This window comes from Tateyamaria sp. ANG-S1, from assembly GCF_000814025.1.
Classification (GTDB): Bacteria; Pseudomonadota; Alphaproteobacteria; order Rhodobacterales; family Rhodobacteraceae; genus Tateyamaria.
The window spans coordinates 43,792-59,995 of record NZ_JWLL01000006.1 but is presented as its reverse complement, the minus strand read 5'-3'; the positions used below and the strand labels follow the sequence as shown (position 1 = coordinate 59,995).

The window sequence follows — 16,204 nt, the reverse complement described above, 5'->3', positions numbered from 1 at the left end:
GGGAAGGAGCGGACGCCCGCGCATCACGGCCCAATCACGGAAAGGTGCGTGGCGTCTGCTGGCGGCTATGTCAGGTATGCGGCATTGCAATGAAGGAGGCGCAATATGCGGATTTTGATGGCCCTGGTGATGGGCGTTTTTCTGGCAGGGACAGCGATGGCGGGTGACAGTGGAATCATTCGGAAAGAAGCAGCGCAGGGCGTTGACGAGACCATGGATGCGTTGCAGACCGCCCTTGAAGGTGCCGGGCTGACCATCTTTGCCCGTGTGGATCACGGTGCGGGGGCGGAAGGTGTGGGCGAAGATATCGGTGCCTCGCAGCTTTTGATCTTTGGCAACCCGAAACTGGGCACGCAGGCCATGCTGGATGACCGGGGTGCCGGGTTGTTCCTGCCGATGAAGGTTGCCGTCTTCGAAGACGAGACCGGTCAGACCGTGATCGCCTATGAAGACCCTGCCGCCATGCTGGGTCAATTGGGCGGGATTGCCGAGGATGCCGCTTACATCCAGACCATGACCGGTGCGCTTGGCAAGTTCACCGACGGGGCTGCGCAGTAAGCCTTAGCCCTTGAGGGCCGCGAGTGCCGTGGCGAGGTCGATGGCCCCGTCATAGAGCGCGCGGCCCGAGATGGCGCCCGAGATCACGCCTGTGGCCTTGAGCGCCGTCAGATCCTCCAGTAATGACACACCACCTGATGCGATTACGGGGATGTCCACGGCTTCGGCTAGGGCTTGCGTGGCCGGGATGTTGGGGCCGCCCATGGCCCCGTCGCGGTTGATATCGGTGTAGATGATCGCGGCCACCCCTGCGTCTTCGAATGACTTGGCGAGGTCAGTGGCCTCCACATCCGTTTCCGTCGCCCAGCCCTTGGTTGCGACCTTGCCACCGCGCGCGTCGATACCGACAGCCACATGGCCGGGGAAGGTCTTGGCCGCCTCGCGCACGAGGTCAGGATTTTCGACCGCCACGGTGCCGAGGATCACCCGCTGAAGCCCTTTGGACAGCCACATCTCGATTGTTGCCATGTCGCGGATGCCGCCGCCCAGTTGCGCGGGTACTTTGCACTGGTTCAGGATGGCTTCGACCGGGGCGGCGTTGACCGGTTCCCCTGCGAACGCGCCGTTCAGGTCCACGAGGTGGAGCCATTCGCAGCCCGCTTCGACGAAGCTGCGCGCCTGCGCCGCCGGATCGTCGTTGAAGACCGTGGCCCGGTTCATGTCCCCGTGCACGAGCCGCACGGCGTTGCCGTCTTTGAGGTCGATGGCGGGGTATAGGATCATGGGTCGCGGCCTTTCGTTCGTTTGGTCGCGTCCTCGCACCTCTTTGTGAGATTTGCAACGCGACCCAAGGTCATTCTTGCCACGGCGCCCCGGCTTGGCTCACAGTCAGGCGCACTAGGGAGGAGACACTCAATGAAACATCTGATTGCAGCCGCGTGCGTGGCCGTTGCGAGCGCGGGGATGGCGCTGGCTGATCCTGTTGTCGGCACGTGGAAAACGCAGGTGGATGATGGCGCATATGCCCATGTCGCCATGAGCAAATGCGGCGCAAAAATCTGCGGCAAGATCGCGAAGGCCTTTGACGCGAACGGCCCGATCGCGTCCGAGAATGTCGGCAAACAGCTGGTGTGGGATATGGAGCCGCAGGGCAATGGGAGCTATGCATCGGGTAAGATCTGGCAACCCTCTACCGGCAAGGTGTTCAAGTCCAAGATGTCGCTCAGCGGCAATACTTTGAACGTATCAGGCTGTGTCGGGCCGTTTTGCAAAAAGCAGACGTGGTCGCGCGTGAACTGACTTTTGGAACCGACCCATTGGCAGCCCCGCACCCACCCGGTGCGGGGCTTTTTGTTTGCCACCGGACCTATCCGGTCATGGTGCGGCATATTCCGGGAAAAGCGCCATGCAGTGGGTGCTGTCGGGCACGCCGTCGATGCGGATGTCGTCCTGGAGCGTGCCTTCGATCTCGAACCCCATGGTCTGGTAAAGGTGGCACGCCGCCCGGTTTGATGCGCGGACCCGAAGCTCGATCTTGTCAAAGCCATGTCTGCGCGCGTCCCTGAGAGCCCGGCCAAGCAACGCCCGCCCCAAGCCACGGCCCCGGTAGGCTCGCACCACCCCCATGCCAACGATGCCGACATGAGACCGAACGGGGGCCGCATGGGGCAGCACATCGCACCAGCCGACGACGGCGTCCGCTTCGGTTGCGACCAGATGCGTGAGGCCCCTTTCGATGTTTCTGCGCACGAAATCGCGGGTGCTGCCCAGCGGCGGGGCCTTGAGCGATTGGAGGTACTTCTTTTCCTTCGCCACCGCGTCCACTGCGCTGTGGAACGCCGGGACATGCGTCATCTGGATCGGAACAATTGCGAAAGGCATTGGCACTTATGTTGCAGCAAGAGCGGCCAGATTGCGCATGTCAGGAGCCGAGTTCAACCTGTGCGTGCCTTATCGGCGTGTTTTGGCGCGGTGGGTGGCGTTAGAGCCTGGACGATATGATGCCGGTGTTGAAGCCGCCCATGCGCAGCTCGCCGAAAAGGCGCTGGTATTCGATCTTAGGGCAGCGGTTCTGGATGACGGTGAGCCCGGCTGCGCGGGCTTTGGCCGCTGCGTCGGCGTGGGTCACGCCGATCTGCATCCAGATGGTTTTGAGGTGGGGCAACTGGGTCATCGCCGCATCCACGATGGGCGGGACGGCATCGGAGCGGCGGAAGATGTCGACCATGTCCACGGGTGCCTCGATGTCGGCGAAATCGCCCACCACCGTCCGCCCGAACAGGGTTTCACCGGCGTAGACCGGGTTCAGGGGGATCACGGTATACCCCTTCAGCGACAGGTAGCGCGCAACGTAGTAGCTGGGTCGCACGGGGTTCGTGGACACGCCCACAACCGCCACGACCTTGGTCCGTGTCAGCACATCCTTGAGATGCGCGTCGGTGTAGGTTTCGTCCATGCCTGTCCCCTGCCCGACCGTGGGCACCGCCACATTTCCAAAAAAACGCCCCGATCGCAAAGCGAAAGGGGCGCAAAGGTGCGGAACGAGGGACAGTGATTAACCTGCAGGAGTTCCAAACCTGCGGTTCACTTCTTCAGATATGATCTTCTGAACGATGTGAAAGACCCTCTCTCAAATCTGTGAACGAAAGCTTAAAAGATGCCTGGGCAACCCACGCCGCAGCGGCACTTTTCAATCAAAGATGTCTTCAATGATATCAAAGGCGTCTTCGAACATGTCCTTCCAGCGCGACTTGCGCTTTTTGTACTTTTTCTTGGTGGGCTTTGGTCGGGGCGGCTGTCGCACCGCGGAAGGACGCGCAAGTTCCCGGTCGCCCGATTTCTTCTTGGGCAACATCTTGAGGTCGTGCAAAGGCGCGCCGCAGTTTGAGCAGGCCAGCTCGTGCCGGTTGCGGCCTGACAGCACAAGGGCAGCGCGGGTGCCGCAGTAGCAGCAGGTGGCGATTTTCGTCGGGTGGGCGATGGTCGCCTCCTATCCGTGGTCCTTGGAGGCATATAAGGCGATTGCGGCCGCATTTGAGACGTTGAGCGATCCAAAACCACCTGCCGCGTCGATTTTGACCAGTGCATCGCAGGTCTCGCGCGTTTTCTGGCGCAGGCCGGGCCCTTCGGCACCCAGAACGAGGGCGACCGGGCGGTCCTTTTGGCCCTGGAGCGTCGCCTCAATCGTCTGGTCGGCTTCGCCATCCAGGCCAAGCACGATGTACCCCATGCCCTGCAATTCCACGATAGCGTCGGCAAGATTGCGCACCCGCACATAGGGCTGCCGTTCCAGCGCGCCCGAGGCCGTCTTGGCCAGCGCGCCGGTTTCGGGGGCTGCGTGGTGGCGCGTGCCAATCACCGCCGACGCGCCCAGCACCTCGGCCGAGCGCAGGATGGCGCCCACGTTGTGCGGGTCGGTCACACGGTCGAGCAGGATCAGGCGCGGCGCTTCGGCCCCGATGGCGACATCGGCAAGGTTGCCCCAGTCGAGCGGCTTGACCTCAAGCGCTGCCCCCTGGTGGACTGAGCCGGGATCGATGGGCGGCTTGAACTTCCGCGGGTCGATGACCTCTGCCTCCAGACCGGAGGACGTGATCGCGTCGGCCAGCTTGTTCTGGGCGTTCAGCGTCACCATCAGGCGCAGTTTTTCGCGTTTGGGGTTCATCAGCGCATCGCGTACCGCGTGCAGGCCAAAGAGCCATACAGTGGCTGCGGCATCCGCCTTTTTCGCCTGTTCTTTCTCGACCACCCATTTGGGTTTTTTCATTGTGCCCCCTTTGGCGTTTGTCGGGGGGATTTTCTGCCTTGACCCCCGATATGCGTCCCGGTAATCACGCGCTCACGCTGACCGGGGCTTCAGGCTCTAATGGCGCAGTGGGCGACAGGCCGCAAGGTGTGGCAGGGGACTGTAACTCCCTCGCGGAGACGCACGCCTGGTTCGATTCCAGGGTCGCCCACCATCTACCTCAACCAATTGAAAATTATACGCTTTTGCCTTATTGTTGGCGCATACGGTGCCTATTTTCGGTACCCAGAAGCGATTTTTCGGTACCGACAATGCTGCAAACCAAGCCAAAACACATGCTGATTGAGCGCGGTAGGTACTTCTATCAGCGCAAAATTCCTCTCGAATTACAGCCCGCAGTCGGGCGCAAAAAGTGGCGGTCGCCGTTGGGGCAAGACTTCGATCAAGCATACGAAAAACTGCGCGATCTTGCTAAAGAACATGACGCTCTAATCGAGCGCTTAGCCGACCCTATCGAGCGACAAGACCACAAGACGAAGACACGCAGAGCGAAAGAGGACGAAAAAGCGGTCAAAGACGCCGCCGCTGACGCGGCTTACGCCAAATGGTGCGTCGCGAATGGGCACCAAACTGACGCCGAAGAATTTCAAGAGGCTTTCCCAGACTTCAATCCCAACGATGCGTGGAAAGACTTACCCAGTGTCTACGAAGGTCTGGAACTGGAACGGAAGCGCCACTTGCCGCCCGACGCTAACGGGTTAGCCGAAAAAAAGGCATTGATTGAGCGTATCCACGCAGCGGACTTCCAAGGCGCGGTTTTAAAGCTGCCTCCGTTTTCCGAATTTAAGGAAATGGTCACGGACTTGCCCGACCACTTGAAGGCGCACGTTCGTTTAAGCGATGCACTACCGACACCTATGGATGACGACGAATACCATGACCGCCTGACCGATGCTTTCAACGGGGCGTTTGGCGAGCAAATACAGCCTCCAATAAATCCAAATGAAAGAGACGAGTTCGACTTTGCAAGGATGGGGCTAGAACGGAAAATCGCACGGGTTGCACGTGACCCGGATGTGCTAAGGCGGGTCGCAGAAAAATTCTATGCTTTCGCAGAATTGCGTCCAAAAACAGAAGACAAATATCGAAGAACGATAGAAAGGTTCATCGCGGACGCTGGCAACATTCCTGTTTCGCAGGTCACAGCGAAGACCCTTCGAGACTACCGCGACAAGCTAAAGAGCCGTGGCTTACTGCCCTCTTCGATCCGCGCAGAGTTCAGTCCAATCATGGGTTTGTTTGGCTATGCCGTGGACGAAGAACTGATAGAAATCAGTCCCATGGTCAGCGTTAAGCTGCCCAAAGAGCGCAGGGCAGTCGAAGAGTCCAAATGGTTACCGTTCGACACAGAAGAGTGTGGCCGCATTTTCGCCGCGCTTAGTGATATTTGGGGGCAACCTGTTCAAGGTTTGACTGAGGAACGCCGGACAGCGCTTCAAATGGCGGTTCGTGTGCTGGCTCATTCTGCTATGCGCCCAGCGGAGTTTATGGCGTTGCGATCCGACCAAGTAGACGAACGAGCTATTCGGGTCGAAGGCGGCAAGACAAAGAGTTCTTGGCGCGTGATACCTCTACATCCGAATATAGAGGACTTCCCTAGCTGGCTGCATTCGGGTGGCATGAATGCCTTTCACAACACTACGACAGGCGAACAACAAACCGACACGGTCACCGTCTTGCGGCACAACTTCGCAAAATTGATCCGCAAGAAAATGCGGCAACCGATCACAAACCGACGCAAAACGCTCTACTCGCTTCGTTCAACATTTCAGAACGCGATGCGTCGGGCGGGCGCACCAAAAGATGTACGAAGAGCAATTCTTGGTCACGTGGAAAGCGGGGCCATTCGTCACTACGATGACGGGCCGGAGTTCGAATTGCTGAAACATTGGGTGGAACGGAGCGATCCTTGTAAGTAGCGGCGTTAGCCGGACTTCGCCGCCCAGCGCTGGGCTTGTTAGTTATTCGCCGCCGCTGCCCGCTGCGCAGCCGTAAATCCATCACTCGAAATTTGCTTGGACGAACGCCGGAAGCTGTCTGCGTCCGGGGTGCTGATATTCTGCGTCACGTTGAAGTTGTTCACGCCACCGCCCATGCCATCCATACCAGACATATCAACAGGGATGCGACGTCCGCGCGTCAGGGGCACAACGGCTTCGTTGTCGTGCAAAATTGCCGGGATGCCAGACGTGTTCGTTGTGCCTTCGGCAAACTGCGGTGCGTTGCGGAAAACGGTGGGCGATACATGGGCACGCGCAACTGGCGCATTGGACATGCCGCCTTCCGCGAAGAGTCCGGGCAGGAAGCTAAGGACAGTCCCGAAGAGGCCCCCACCGCCACCGAACCCGCCGCCGCCTGCGGCTGCGCCGCGCACAAGTGCCGCGTGTTGCTGTCCGCCCGCCTGAATAGCTGTGCGCACCTGCGTTGCGTGCTGGTTTCCGCTGGTCGAGGTCGCAATGCGTACCTGTTGACCGTGCTGGATACCTGCAAGGCGCTGCGCATTCGCTGCCTGCTGTCCACCCTGAGCGTGTGCAAGCTGCGTTGCCTGTCCTGCCTGCTGGCCCCCTTGGGTCATTGCGCTGCTGATCTGCTGTGAGACTTGCTGCCCCGCCTGCACCATGGCCTGCGATATGCTGTTGCCCGCCTGTACGCCGCCCTGTGCGACCTGTTGGCCCTGTCCGAAGCCCGCTGTTGGCCCTGTCAATTCATCGCCCTGTGAGCCGAATAGACCGCCCAGAAGGCCCCCTAGACCGCCAGAGTCAGCATCCCCCCGCCCGAATAGGTTAGCGAGTTCGGCAACGGCCTTGTCTGCAACGATATCCGCAATGGTGCCAAGGATCGCTTGGCCCAGCGCTTCAATGTCAAATTCGCCTGTCTGAACAAACTGAGAGATTGCGTCCTTAAGGTGGTTGATTGCGCCAATCTCAATCTGTTGTCCGGCTTCGATCCAATTGGGCACAGAGTCCATCCACTCGCGCACGGGGTCCGTTGCCACGCGCCGTAGCTCTTCGTTGAGACGGCTGGCGGCATCAATTTGCCGGATCATTGCGGCGGTTTGGCCATCGACTGCGCCGCCGCTCTGCACCATTGCCTGTGCCATTAGGCGAGCGGCTTCGGCTGTTTCGAACTGCCCGGACGCGACCAATCCCATTTCGATCCGCTCAGCCTCAAGCGACTGTAGGCGCGACCGCAAAGACTCGTTCAGACGGTCTAGCGCCTGTTGCTCTTCGCTTATCGCGGCTGTGCGTGCGGACGATGCGCCACCGCCACCAGATGAACGACGCCCGCCGCCAGAACTAGGCCGCGCACGTGGTCGCGTCGGGTTATTCTGCTGACTCAGACGGTCGCGCAATTCGGCGGTGCGTTCCGTCGCCGTGTTCAAATCATTGATTTCGCGTTGAAGGTCAGCGATCTGGTCAAAGCTGACTGTCTGGTCGCCTTCTGCTACAGCGTCCACGAGCTGTTCGAGTTGAACGGTCCTGTCCGCCGCCGCCGCTGTCAGTCCATTATCAACCTGAATCTGAAGCGAGCGGTTGGCGGCGTTGATCTCTGCAATTTGGTCACTCACTGACCCCTGAATTGATGCGATTGCGCTTGGGACATTACCCAAGTTCGCGAGTAGTGCAGCGGCAGCATTCGCGGCGCTACCTATCTCAACGGTCAGAACTGACGCGGCACCCGCTGCGCGGTTGGTGGCTTCCGTTGTGCCATCCTGTGCGTTCGCCAACTGGATTGCCAAATCCTCTGCGCGGACAAGCTGTGTGGCCACATCTGCCGCCGCACCTTCCGCCTGACCGAGTCCCCCCGTCAGGCGTTCCACTTCGGCGCGGGCTGCTGAAATCGCGGCTAGTTGCTCATCGAAGGTGCGGGCGTTTCGGATGTTTTCTAGCAAGCGCAGGAAGTTGCGGGCGGAGCCGTTGGTCGTCCCAAAGGTCCGGCGCACCGAGTCGACGCTGGTTGTCAGAGGGTTGAAATCGCTTGTGACCACATCCTGAATCGGGTCTGCAAGCTCACGCGCGGACTTGGCAGCGTCAAGTTCTGCGATTTGCTGCATCCGGGCAATGTGGGCGTCCAACTCGGCGTTTAGCTCGCCATAGCGATCTCTTAGTTGCTCAACGTTTCGCCCGTTGATTGCGTCGTTGGCATCGCGCAGCGTATTCAAACGACTGGTGGCGTCAGATAGCGCTTGGTCAAAAGACTTTACTTCTGCCGAGCCTGATCCGAACCACTTGATGATTGCGGCACCTGCGGCGACGGCCCCGATTGTCAGCAACGACAACGGATTAATCAGCGAGGTCAGACCGCCCAACAGAGTGCTGAAAACACTGCCCCCGGCGGCGCGTAGACCGTTCATTTGAGCGGCAAGCTGTGAACCCTGTTGCAGGGCGATTGTGCCAACACCAACGAACCCTTGCTGGGCCTGAATTAGGACGTCAAAGAACTGTTGCCCCGCCATGACGCCCTGCTGAGTGGCAGCGGACGAACGGCGCAGCGATACTGCATACTGGTCTGCCGCCGACGCGGCCCCGCTCAATTGCGCTGCGGCCCGTGTTCGTGCATCGCTCGCAAGCTGGGCGCTGATAGCCCCGGCGCGTTCGGCTTCCGCGATCTCATCCAATGCGCGTTCGTAAGCCTTAGATGCGCTGAAAAGTGGATTGTAACGGGACCGTAGTTCGTCAAGTCGCGCCGATTGACTGGATGCGGCACGGGCGGACTCTTCCATTTCACGCGCAAGCTATGCCTGCTGCCCGCGCAGCCGTTCCGCTGCGACGGTGTTCTGCAACAGTGACGAACGAAGGTCATCGAACTGGGAACGAGCGCTGCGCACATCTAATGTGCTGGTTGCGGCGGTAAGGTTAGAACGAAGCTGCGACAGAGCGCCGTTGAGGCGGACCACCCCCTGAGTGTCGCCAATATCTAGCATCCGCTGGCTAAGGCGCTGTGCTGCTTGTTCGCTGGTGCGCAATGCTGCCGCGCTTGACAGCGCCGTTTGCTGAATCTGGCGTGCCATGTTTGCCGCCGCACGTTCCGTTGCGGTTGCGGCCTTGGCTACGTTGTTCGTTTCTGTTGTGGCGCTGCGAAGGCCGCTTACGTCAACTTGCGGCTTGATATTTTGAAGCTGTGTGAAGGCCCCGTTTGTGTCACGCTCTAGGTCGCGGACTGCGGCCTTTACAGCGTTTACGGCGGCGACAAACTGACGGGAACCGCTTTGCGCGGCGGCGGCGTCTATCTTTAGACGTAGCTCATGTGTTTCCATGATTATTTGTTCTTTTGATTTTGCAGGAAGGTGTGGGGCGGTCCTGCAACCGCCCCAGAGGACAAATGACTATCCATCGCGCCGAAGGAAGGCGCGTGCCTGCATTGTATCACAGTGAGTGTGTTTGACCGAATTTGGACGGTCGAACGGCTGAACCTTTGGTCGTTTAAAGTTCTAGCTGATCTACCCAAAGACGCTCTCACCAGCCGCACGCAAAGGAGGTACATGCATATTAAACGACCCGTTCCTAACGCATCACTTCTTGACTTAGATTGTCTCTGACACGAACGTTGCACCAAATGGTTGTGGAACGTCACGATAGCGTTTCAGATACTTTTTTGTGGAGAAAAAAATGATTGGTTTGACGCCATTTGAAGTTGGACTTGCCGGGATGGGGGGGATTTCAGCCAGATTTGGCGAAATGAGAGACGGATGCCCACACAAAGGACTAGACATTCGAAGCTCGGGAGTAGCAACGCCGTTTACAGCCGGTATTTTTGGAAAAGTTGTATTTGTTGGCGGAGCCTACGGAACAGTTGCGGTTGCCCCAAGAGACGGTTCGGCAACTTGGATTCAATACTTGCACTGTTCTGAAACGTCGGTTGTTGCTGGCGACGACGTATACCCTTGGACTGTTCTTGGGAAGACTGGAGACACTGCGCCTCCCGGGACAGACATTTCAGGCATACACCTACATTTACAGGTTCAGGTGCCGGGTGCTGGGCAAACTTGTTGGGCTACCTCTTCTGGGAACCCAAGGAACTTTGTCGATCCTCAGACACACGCAACTAAGAATTTTATTGACGGCACATGGTCTGTGACGAGGCAATATTCGGCACCGGGGGGGCGATTTGTTGAAACGGATGAGCTAAAAATTTTTAGCAGCGAGATTATTGGTGTGGCTTTCTTTCACACTCGGCGAAGGGAACTGACGATCTTACAAACGGGCTGTAGAATAGTGGCTGAATTCATGTGGGTGCCTCGTATTACAGCGTTTTCTGGCAACAAAGTTTTGTTTTCCGCACCCGCTGGATCGACTAGTATTATCCAAGATACATGTGGCTTGAATTGGAAGCCTTCTGCAGACCCCGGTTCGGGTGATCTAGAGTTAATTGACGATAACCGCTTACGTTACATGTCTTACACAATGAACAGAGCTGAGTCCGTAAGTGAAGGCCAAGTTAACGGAGGGCTACATCATTTTGTAGCAAGTATTTCGCCCCAGTTTTTTACTGATGGGTCTCTAGATTCTTGCAATGCAAAGCAGTTTAAGCCGTTTGAACTAGATACTGGTGTTGACGAAGATTGGATTTCCGGTGTCGCGGCGGGCGAGTGTTTTTAAACGTCGCCAACAGCTATCAATCGGCTTTTTTGTTTAAGCATCTAAGCTTTGTCACTTACGCACTGTAAACTCTTGATCCTAAATGTTTGGAACGCAAAATGGCTATCAACGATTCAAAAAGGCGGATTCATTTCTGGTGAAAAAAGGTTTTCGCGGACTGCAACCATGGAGTTGCTCTGCAACTCATAAACAGCACCTACGCGCGATTCAATGATAGGGGGTACTCCCGCCTTGGGTCCCCCGACATGAATCTGGAAGCAATGCTTGCCAACGCACGCTGACTGCCTTGCAAGAAGCAACAGTCATCTTTGCTTTGACCGCGCTGACGCGCGTCCCCCACACCCCAGCCACCCCAATAGTTCTACAATACGGAACTTCGATTGAAGCGGCACCACGGGCGGGCTGGCGACATGGCAGGATAGCTTGCTGGTGGGCCGGTGGATCCAATGTTGGGCGAGTGTTTGCGAGGTTTCGGCTTCTGTTGGTTTTGTGTTTGGTTGACCTTCTGTACGGGCTGGCCGGGGTGTGGGCGGGTGGTATGGTGTGCGGATATGTATGTGTGACAGGAGAGGCCCGCGTTGGCAGGTCTGGTGCTGGGCGTATCGCACCCGGCCCCTGACGGGATAACGGATTGTTAATCCTCACTCTTTCGCTTGGCTACGCAAGCCTAAGCAGTGCGTTACGCACACTTGCGGGATACCATTCACGACCACCACGCGGCGTGGCCACCTTTGCAGCGTTGAGCGCGTCAGCGACAGCTTGGTAGCTCTTGCCTGCCTCGCGCAATGGCATAGCAATATCCGCGATACGCTTGGCTGCAATGTCGGCAACCTCTTTGGCGGCTTCATTGCGCTTCATTGTTTTGTCGCGCAGACCGCCCAGTTTAACGCCACGCTCTTTGGCAGATGCTAAGGCTTGCTTGGTTCTCAAGCTGATAAAGTCGCGCTCTTGTTCGGCTAGTGCTGCATAGATGTGTAGTTGAAACTTGTCAGCGTTTGGCATTGCTGCCACCCGGATAGATAGACGTTTGTCGTCCATTAGAGCGGCGATCTGACTGACCTTCCGCGAAAGGCGGTCCAACTTGGCGACAAGTAGCTCTGCCCCCTCACTGCGGGCAAGGTCCAAGGCTTTCGTTAATTCCACGCGGTCGGCGTGTTTGCCGGACTCCACATCGGTAAACGTGCCCAACACTTCAAATGGCTGGTCGCTGTAATTCTCAAGATAAAGCGCAACGTCACGTTCCTGCGCTTCAAGGCCCAGACCGGACTCACCTTGGCGCTTTGTGCTGACGCGATAGTAAATCACGTATTTCTTGGTCATTTGGGTCATCTGCGCCACTTCTAAAAAACGTCATCGTCGGTTGTGCTTTATATACGTGTTCATACGGGCGATTTTAGCGGCTGATTTGGGGACAATCCGGTTGAAAACGTGGACAATCGCAGAAGCGATTTGAGGGGGAATTTTGCGAATGGCTCGCAAGTGGGCGGGTCGGTCGAAAAGTTGTTGCGATTGCAACCAAAGTTGCAGAGTCGGCGCAAATCAATTTCTGACCAATTTAGTAGGAAACATTGGTCCTTGTTCCACATAGTGGAGCCGGATGCAGAAAATGAACAATGTTCACAAATGAACGCTCGGCGGCGGCTGTGGGGCTTAATTTCAGCTAGTCGCAAAATTGTTGCCAAATCAGAACGTAACCCGCTAGGGTTGATGAACATTGAAAAAATTAGAGTAGTTGATGCCAACTGTTGAGCTTGCGACGGTACTCCTTGGAGCCAAGGGCTTCAAAGATAATAACGTAAACGACACTTTTAGAGGCCAAATACTAACGTCAAAAAACGAAACCCGTCAGGCAATAATAAAAGACTTAAACCTAGTTCAATTGTGCAATGAACTTGTTGCGCATAGCTTGGCGAGGGACGTAGGCTTGCCAATCCCCGACTGTTATCTTGGCCTTGCTAGGTCTGACGTACTGACCGCGACCAAGGCCCCTACGACACCCGACGGCTCGCGATTGGTTTTCGTAAGTGTAGACGTGAAAGTTCCCAATGTGACCTATCGCTGGACTGGTTCTGACGAAGCGGGGCGTAAGGCCCTACAAGATCAGATAGTTAAGTGGGGCGATCTCGGACACTTGTATGCTTTCGATGCTTGGGTGGCTAACGTAGACCGCCATCCGGGGAACCTCCTGTTTGGTGGACAGAACGAATTTTGGCTGATCGACCACGGGCATTGCTTTACCGGCCCTGAGTGGCAAGCAAACCAACTGGACCCGTCAGTAGAGTATAGAAACAAGCTAAGTGAATGGCTTACGCATGTTTTGACGCTGGAACAAAAGCGTCAGCGTGCAACTGAGGTCCGCAAGTTCGGTGCAGACATAGACGGATTTGACGCTACAGAAACGTCGAAAAACAGTCGCATCACCGACCTTCTGCCGCTACAGAGCGTGGACGCACTGAAAGGATTTCTTGAGAACAGGACTGCTATGGTGCCTGTACATGCGAGCAAGGCGCTGGGCGTGCCAACGATGGTATAATGGATATTGCAATAGACACAGACCTATTCCCAAAGCTGCGCGATGCTGTGCGTGCGCATTGGGCACCTGTGTTTTTCGAACCCATATCCGGGTCATATGAGCGTTTTGTCGTCGGTGTCGCTGTTTTCAATTCAGATGGTTTTCATCTGGAGTGGGCTAACCAATTGGCGCGGCTAAAGTGCTTTTATGGCGAGGATGCTGTTGGTGCAGTTCAAGCTATAGAAATCGCAGGTGAATATTTGCGCGATGATCTCGCGCAGCGTGGGCCAGAAGCAATTTCAAAACCCGACCCTGCGGTTAGTGGGATTGCATTTGGAATCGTCAGCGAAGTTGAAGGGGTTAGTCTCGCGGCCATTGGCTCTAGTTGGATGACTGCACTATCATCGCTTTATATTGAGCCGTTGAACGAGAATGCAGTTAGCAAAGTGGCTGCGGGTTTGTCGGCTGCGGGACAAGGCGCAGGCGACCGCTTACCGTTTTTGGTTTGCGACTACGTGAAAGACAGACGCGAAGGCTTTGCCGGTTTTTTCAGCGCTGATCTGCGCGAAGGGCGACAGAAGCGAATGAAGGGCACCAGCCACAAAGTCATCATCGACTTTTCTGGGTCCAAACTGGTTGCGAATTTCGGCACTCTCAAGGCTGGCTCGCTGACAGGTTCAGTCAATCTCATTAAGCGGCGGTTGTGGGATTTGAAGGTGGAACGCGACCGCGAACCCGGCAGCAATTTCACGCGGCAACACGAAATGATTTTGCAACGGCCATCTGAGGACGACCCACAGGTTACGGACAAGCAGCAAGCCAACTTAGAAGAGGCTTTCAAAGAGCTTGAGCATCAAGCCGACCAAGAGGAACTACGGCTGCGTGCGCTGGGCACAGTTCAACAGATTGGCGAGCACATCTTGAAAGCAGAGGCGGCATGACCCGCTAACGCGGGCACTTACGATGTTTCTTTCTCATTCGCGGAAAGTGCGGTGGTTTGCGGTGGGCACCGCACACGTAAGTCATTGAAATCATTGAATATGCGGTAGTTGCGGTGCTTTTCCTCTACCCTTGATAAAAATCAAAGATTTTCTTTTTTTACGTACAACGTCCGTCTTAAGTGCCCCTCGCTAAACGAAAACAAGATTGCGGGGCATTTTCGCGACCAACCCCGAAAAAGCACCGCAACCACCGCACCTCGTTTAAAATCAATAGGTTACGGGTGCGGTGCCCACCGCAAACCACCGCACTTCGTTTTTACGCCTGCTTTTCGGGGTCCGCCGTCTTGTCTAAACGCCAAGTGAGCGCGTTAGCGCCCTTGTGGCGTTCCTTCACAAGTGTGAACTGTCCGCCGTCATATGAGTGCGGCATGTCTTCAATCGTACGCATCCCCGCTGCGATCTTCTGCGGATCACCATAAGCGCCGTCCCGGTCATACCCCCAGCCCGCAATTCGCAGGGCAGTTTCGCCAGCGGCTTCGTCGCCAAAGAAGTCTTCAAGAATGACCTTGACCGATTGCGCCTTTCCCTCAAGCCGCTTCGGCACCGAACCAGCCACGAACAACGTGTCATCGGGAAAGCTGGCAAGGTAGGCAAGCAACACCTGCTTGGGGTCGTTTTCGGTCGATGCGCGGGCAGACATATCGCTGGCGTTTTCGCGCAAGCAGAGGATGCCAGCGGCTTCCAATATGCCGCTCATAGTCTGCGCCCATGACGTGTAGGACGCCATATTGACTGAACCGGGCTGACGCCCGCCAGCAACCCAATTCTGCACCAACGTCAAACAGGCCCAGACCAAACGGCCCCGGTTCTTACGCACCCATCCGGTCAGGTCAGCGTGTCGAAAATCCTCGCGATTTTCTGGCTTGTCCGTCTTAGGGTCCATGAAGATCAGTGAAAATCGGCGGGCCAATTCCTTCGAAAGCTGCACCTGAATCCCGGTCACGACCCACTGGCATCGCACCTCTACGGCAATCGTTTCAGACTTGCCCAGAATGCGGGCTTCGTACCAATCAGCGGTCATAGCTGACGCAAGTTCGCCAGAGTCGACGGCATGGTTCACATTGTCGAAAAAGACGTTTGGGCGTCCGCTGCGCAAAACGGGCAATAGACGCTTCGTCATCTCTTCGGGGTCTTCTGGCAGCGAAACGGCTGGGGTCGCGCTGCCCGATGCGATGATACTAAAGGCGCTTTCCAGCTTACCGGAACCTGTCCCCGCGAACTGCTTGTCGATCAGTGTCCCCGGCGCGTTGCCTTCGATCATTTCGCGAACGAACGGAAATAGACCCATGGCAATCGCGTTAGCGATGCTTGCTAGATTGCGGCGGTCGTCCTCCGTCAATTCGGGCTGATTTTCAATTGCCTCGTATTCTGGTTCTTCGCCATCAGCGCTAACGCGCCTTGCCGCGCGATGGCGCTGACGCGCCGCTGCCCAGTCTACGGAAAGGTCATCACCTTCGGACTCCCATTGATCCAACAATTCCTGCGCAGCCGCGCATGGTGCGTCTAGTTCGTGACCCTCTTCAAGCTGCCGCGCAACCATCAAGTCGCAGATTTCGCTGTTAGATAGTTCAACCTTCCCGTCGATATCCGCCCAAACGAGATTTGGGGCCGGGTCTGGCATTGCATTTGTCATGTTCTGTTTCCTTCGGTTTTGGCTGTCATTTCATCGGTTTGGCTCCTTAAAATTCCCGACCATTTATGTCAGCTTTATTGACCTGTTTGCGTTGTTCGGGTAGAAATATTTCAGGGGTTGGTCGCCCCGTTCATGTTTCCAACTGCCCGTCGCGCC

General features: G+C 56.7%; 15 protein-coding genes and 1 tRNA gene. 7 read left to right on the top strand and 9 right to left on the bottom strand.

Translation table 11 applies throughout. The features are described 5' to 3' along the window. The first annotated feature begins 105 nt into the window (after positions 1–105). Entirely contained in the window at positions 106–558 is a 453-nt protein-coding gene (locus tag RA29_RS11520) for a DUF302 domain-containing protein (RefSeq protein WP_241462595.1), read from the top strand. A gap of 3 nt (positions 559–561) precedes the next feature. On the opposite strand, the gene hisA is transcribed toward RA29_RS11520, so the two are convergent. Continuing rightward, positions 562–1,281: a 1-(5-phosphoribosyl)-5-[(5-phosphoribosylamino)methylideneamino]imidazole-4-carboxamide isomerase gene (gene hisA / locus RA29_RS11515; RefSeq protein ID WP_039686157.1), complete on the bottom strand. Its 720-nt coding sequence runs from the start codon at positions 1,279–1,281 to the stop codon at positions 562–564. 132 nt (positions 1,282–1,413) lie between these two features. On the opposite strand from hisA, the gene RA29_RS11510 reads away from it, so the two are divergent. Beyond that, positions 1,414–1,797 (top strand): DUF2147 domain-containing protein, encoded by a 384-nt coding sequence (locus RA29_RS11510; protein WP_039686155.1) that lies wholly within the window; start codon positions 1,414–1,416, stop codon positions 1,795–1,797. Positions 1,798–1,872: 75 nt separating this feature from the next. Here RA29_RS11510 and RA29_RS11505 read toward each other — a convergent pair whose 3' ends face one another. From RA29_RS11505 to rlmB, 4 genes are all read right to left on the bottom strand, one after another. Next, the gene (locus RA29_RS11505) at positions 1,873–2,379 is read right to left on the bottom strand and encodes a GNAT family N-acetyltransferase (protein WP_039686152.1); all 507 of its coding nucleotides are present in this window, start codon (positions 2,377–2,379) and stop codon (positions 1,873–1,875) included. Between the two features lie 100 nt (positions 2,380–2,479). Next, positions 2,480–2,953 (bottom strand): CoA-binding protein, encoded by a 474-nt coding sequence (locus RA29_RS11500; RefSeq protein WP_039686150.1) that lies wholly within the window; start codon positions 2,951–2,953, stop codon positions 2,480–2,482. A gap of 234 nt (positions 2,954–3,187) precedes the next feature. Further along, positions 3,188–3,478: a hypothetical protein gene (locus RA29_RS23575; protein WP_039686148.1), complete on the bottom strand. Its 291-nt coding sequence runs from the start codon at positions 3,476–3,478 to the stop codon at positions 3,188–3,190. Positions 3,479–3,487: 9 nt separating this feature from the next. Then, complete coding sequence (rlmB, locus tag RA29_RS11490) at positions 3,488–4,264, bottom strand: 23S rRNA (guanosine(2251)-2'-O)-methyltransferase RlmB (protein ID WP_039686146.1); 777 nt, start codon at positions 4,262–4,264, stop codon at positions 3,488–3,490. A 109-nt stretch (positions 4,265–4,373) separates the two neighbouring features. On the opposite strand from rlmB, the gene RA29_RS22860 reads away from it, so the two are divergent. Together RA29_RS22860 and RA29_RS11485 are read left to right on the top strand one after the other, a co-directional pair. Beyond that, positions 4,374–4,457 (top strand) — tRNA-Tyr (locus RA29_RS22860). A 97-nt stretch (positions 4,458–4,554) separates the two neighbouring features. Further along, entirely contained in the window at positions 4,555–6,222 is a 1,668-nt protein-coding gene (locus RA29_RS11485) for a tyrosine-type recombinase/integrase (RefSeq protein ID WP_039686144.1), read from the top strand. Positions 6,223–6,260: 38 nt separating this feature from the next. Here the strand turns inward: RA29_RS11485 and RA29_RS11480 are convergent, their stop codons facing one another. Continuing rightward, positions 6,261–8,921, bottom strand: coding sequence for a phage tail tape measure C-terminal domain-containing protein (locus tag RA29_RS11480; RefSeq protein WP_039686142.1), 2,661 nt, complete (start codon positions 8,919–8,921; stop codon positions 6,261–6,263). Between the two features lie 117 nt (positions 8,922–9,038). Beyond that, complete coding sequence (locus tag RA29_RS11475; protein ID WP_039686141.1) at positions 9,039–9,560, bottom strand: hypothetical protein; 522 nt, start codon at positions 9,558–9,560, stop codon at positions 9,039–9,041. Positions 9,561–9,912: 352 nt separating this feature from the next. Here RA29_RS11475 and RA29_RS22425 point away from each other — a divergent pair, with 352 nt between their 5' ends. Continuing rightward, complete coding sequence (locus tag RA29_RS22425; protein WP_082029520.1) at positions 9,913–10,902, top strand: M23 family metallopeptidase; 990 nt, start codon at positions 9,913–9,915, stop codon at positions 10,900–10,902. Positions 10,903–11,559: 657 nt separating this feature from the next. On the opposite strand, the gene RA29_RS11470 is transcribed toward RA29_RS22425, so the two are convergent. Then, positions 11,560–12,231, bottom strand: a complete 672-nt coding sequence (locus RA29_RS11470) for a recombinase family protein (protein ID WP_241462594.1) — start codon at positions 12,229–12,231, stop codon at positions 11,560–11,562. 406 nt (positions 12,232–12,637) lie between these two features. Here RA29_RS11470 and RA29_RS11465 point away from each other — a divergent pair, with 406 nt between their 5' ends. Both RA29_RS11465 and RA29_RS11460 read left to right on the top strand, forming a co-directional pair. Next, positions 12,638–13,435: a HipA family kinase gene (locus tag RA29_RS11465; RefSeq protein WP_039686139.1), complete on the top strand. Its 798-nt coding sequence runs from the start codon at positions 12,638–12,640 to the stop codon at positions 13,433–13,435. Next, the gene (locus RA29_RS11460; protein ID WP_039686137.1) at positions 13,435–14,355 is read left to right on the top strand and encodes a hypothetical protein; all 921 of its coding nucleotides are present in this window, start codon (positions 13,435–13,437) and stop codon (positions 14,353–14,355) included. The genes RA29_RS11465 and RA29_RS11460 overlap by 1 nt, the downstream gene beginning before the upstream one ends. Before the next feature lie 316 nt (positions 14,356–14,671). On the opposite strand, the gene RA29_RS11455 is transcribed toward RA29_RS11460, so the two are convergent. After that, a complete protein-coding gene (locus RA29_RS11455; protein WP_039686135.1) occupies positions 14,672–16,048 on the bottom strand; it encodes a hypothetical protein in 1,377 nt (458 codons plus the stop codon). Positions 16,049–16,204 lie beyond the last annotated feature (156 nt).

Excerpts from the sequence above, each read along its gene's own strand:
- RA29_RS11470 (WP_241462594.1), bottom strand. The coding sequence starts at position 12,231 with ATGACCCAAATGACCAAGAAATACGTGATTTACTATCGCGTCAGCACA.
- RA29_RS22425 (WP_082029520.1), top strand. The coding sequence starts at position 9,913 with ATGATTGGTTTGACGCCATTTGAAGTTGGACTTGCCGGGATGGGGGGG.
- RA29_RS11500 (WP_039686150.1), bottom strand. The coding sequence starts at position 2,953 with ATGGACGAAACCTACACCGACGCGCATCTCAAGGATGTGCTGACACGG.
- RA29_RS11505 (WP_039686152.1), bottom strand. The coding sequence starts at position 2,379 with ATGCCTTTCGCAATTGTTCCGATCCAGATGACGCATGTCCCGGCGTTC.
- RA29_RS11455 (WP_039686135.1), bottom strand. The coding sequence starts at position 16,048 with ATGACAAATGCAATGCCAGACCCGGCCCCAAATCTCGTTTGGGCGGAT.
- RA29_RS11520 (WP_241462595.1), top strand. The coding sequence starts at position 106 with ATGCGGATTTTGATGGCCCTGGTGATGGGCGTTTTTCTGGCAGGGACA.
- RA29_RS11475 (WP_039686141.1), bottom strand. The coding sequence starts at position 9,560 with ATGGAAACACATGAGCTACGTCTAAAGATAGACGCCGCCGCCGCGCAA.
- RA29_RS11460 (WP_039686137.1), top strand. The coding sequence starts at position 13,435 with ATGGATATTGCAATAGACACAGACCTATTCCCAAAGCTGCGCGATGCT.
- hisA (WP_039686157.1), bottom strand. The coding sequence starts at position 1,281 with ATGATCCTATACCCCGCCATCGACCTCAAAGACGGCAACGCCGTGCGG.
- RA29_RS11485 (WP_039686144.1), top strand. The coding sequence starts at position 4,555 with ATGCTGCAAACCAAGCCAAAACACATGCTGATTGAGCGCGGTAGGTAC.
- rlmB (WP_039686146.1), bottom strand. The coding sequence starts at position 4,264 with ATGAAAAAACCCAAATGGGTGGTCGAGAAAGAACAGGCGAAAAAGGCG.
- RA29_RS11510 (WP_039686155.1), top strand. The coding sequence starts at position 1,414 with ATGAAACATCTGATTGCAGCCGCGTGCGTGGCCGTTGCGAGCGCGGGG.
- RA29_RS11465 (WP_039686139.1), top strand. The coding sequence starts at position 12,638 with ATGCCAACTGTTGAGCTTGCGACGGTACTCCTTGGAGCCAAGGGCTTC.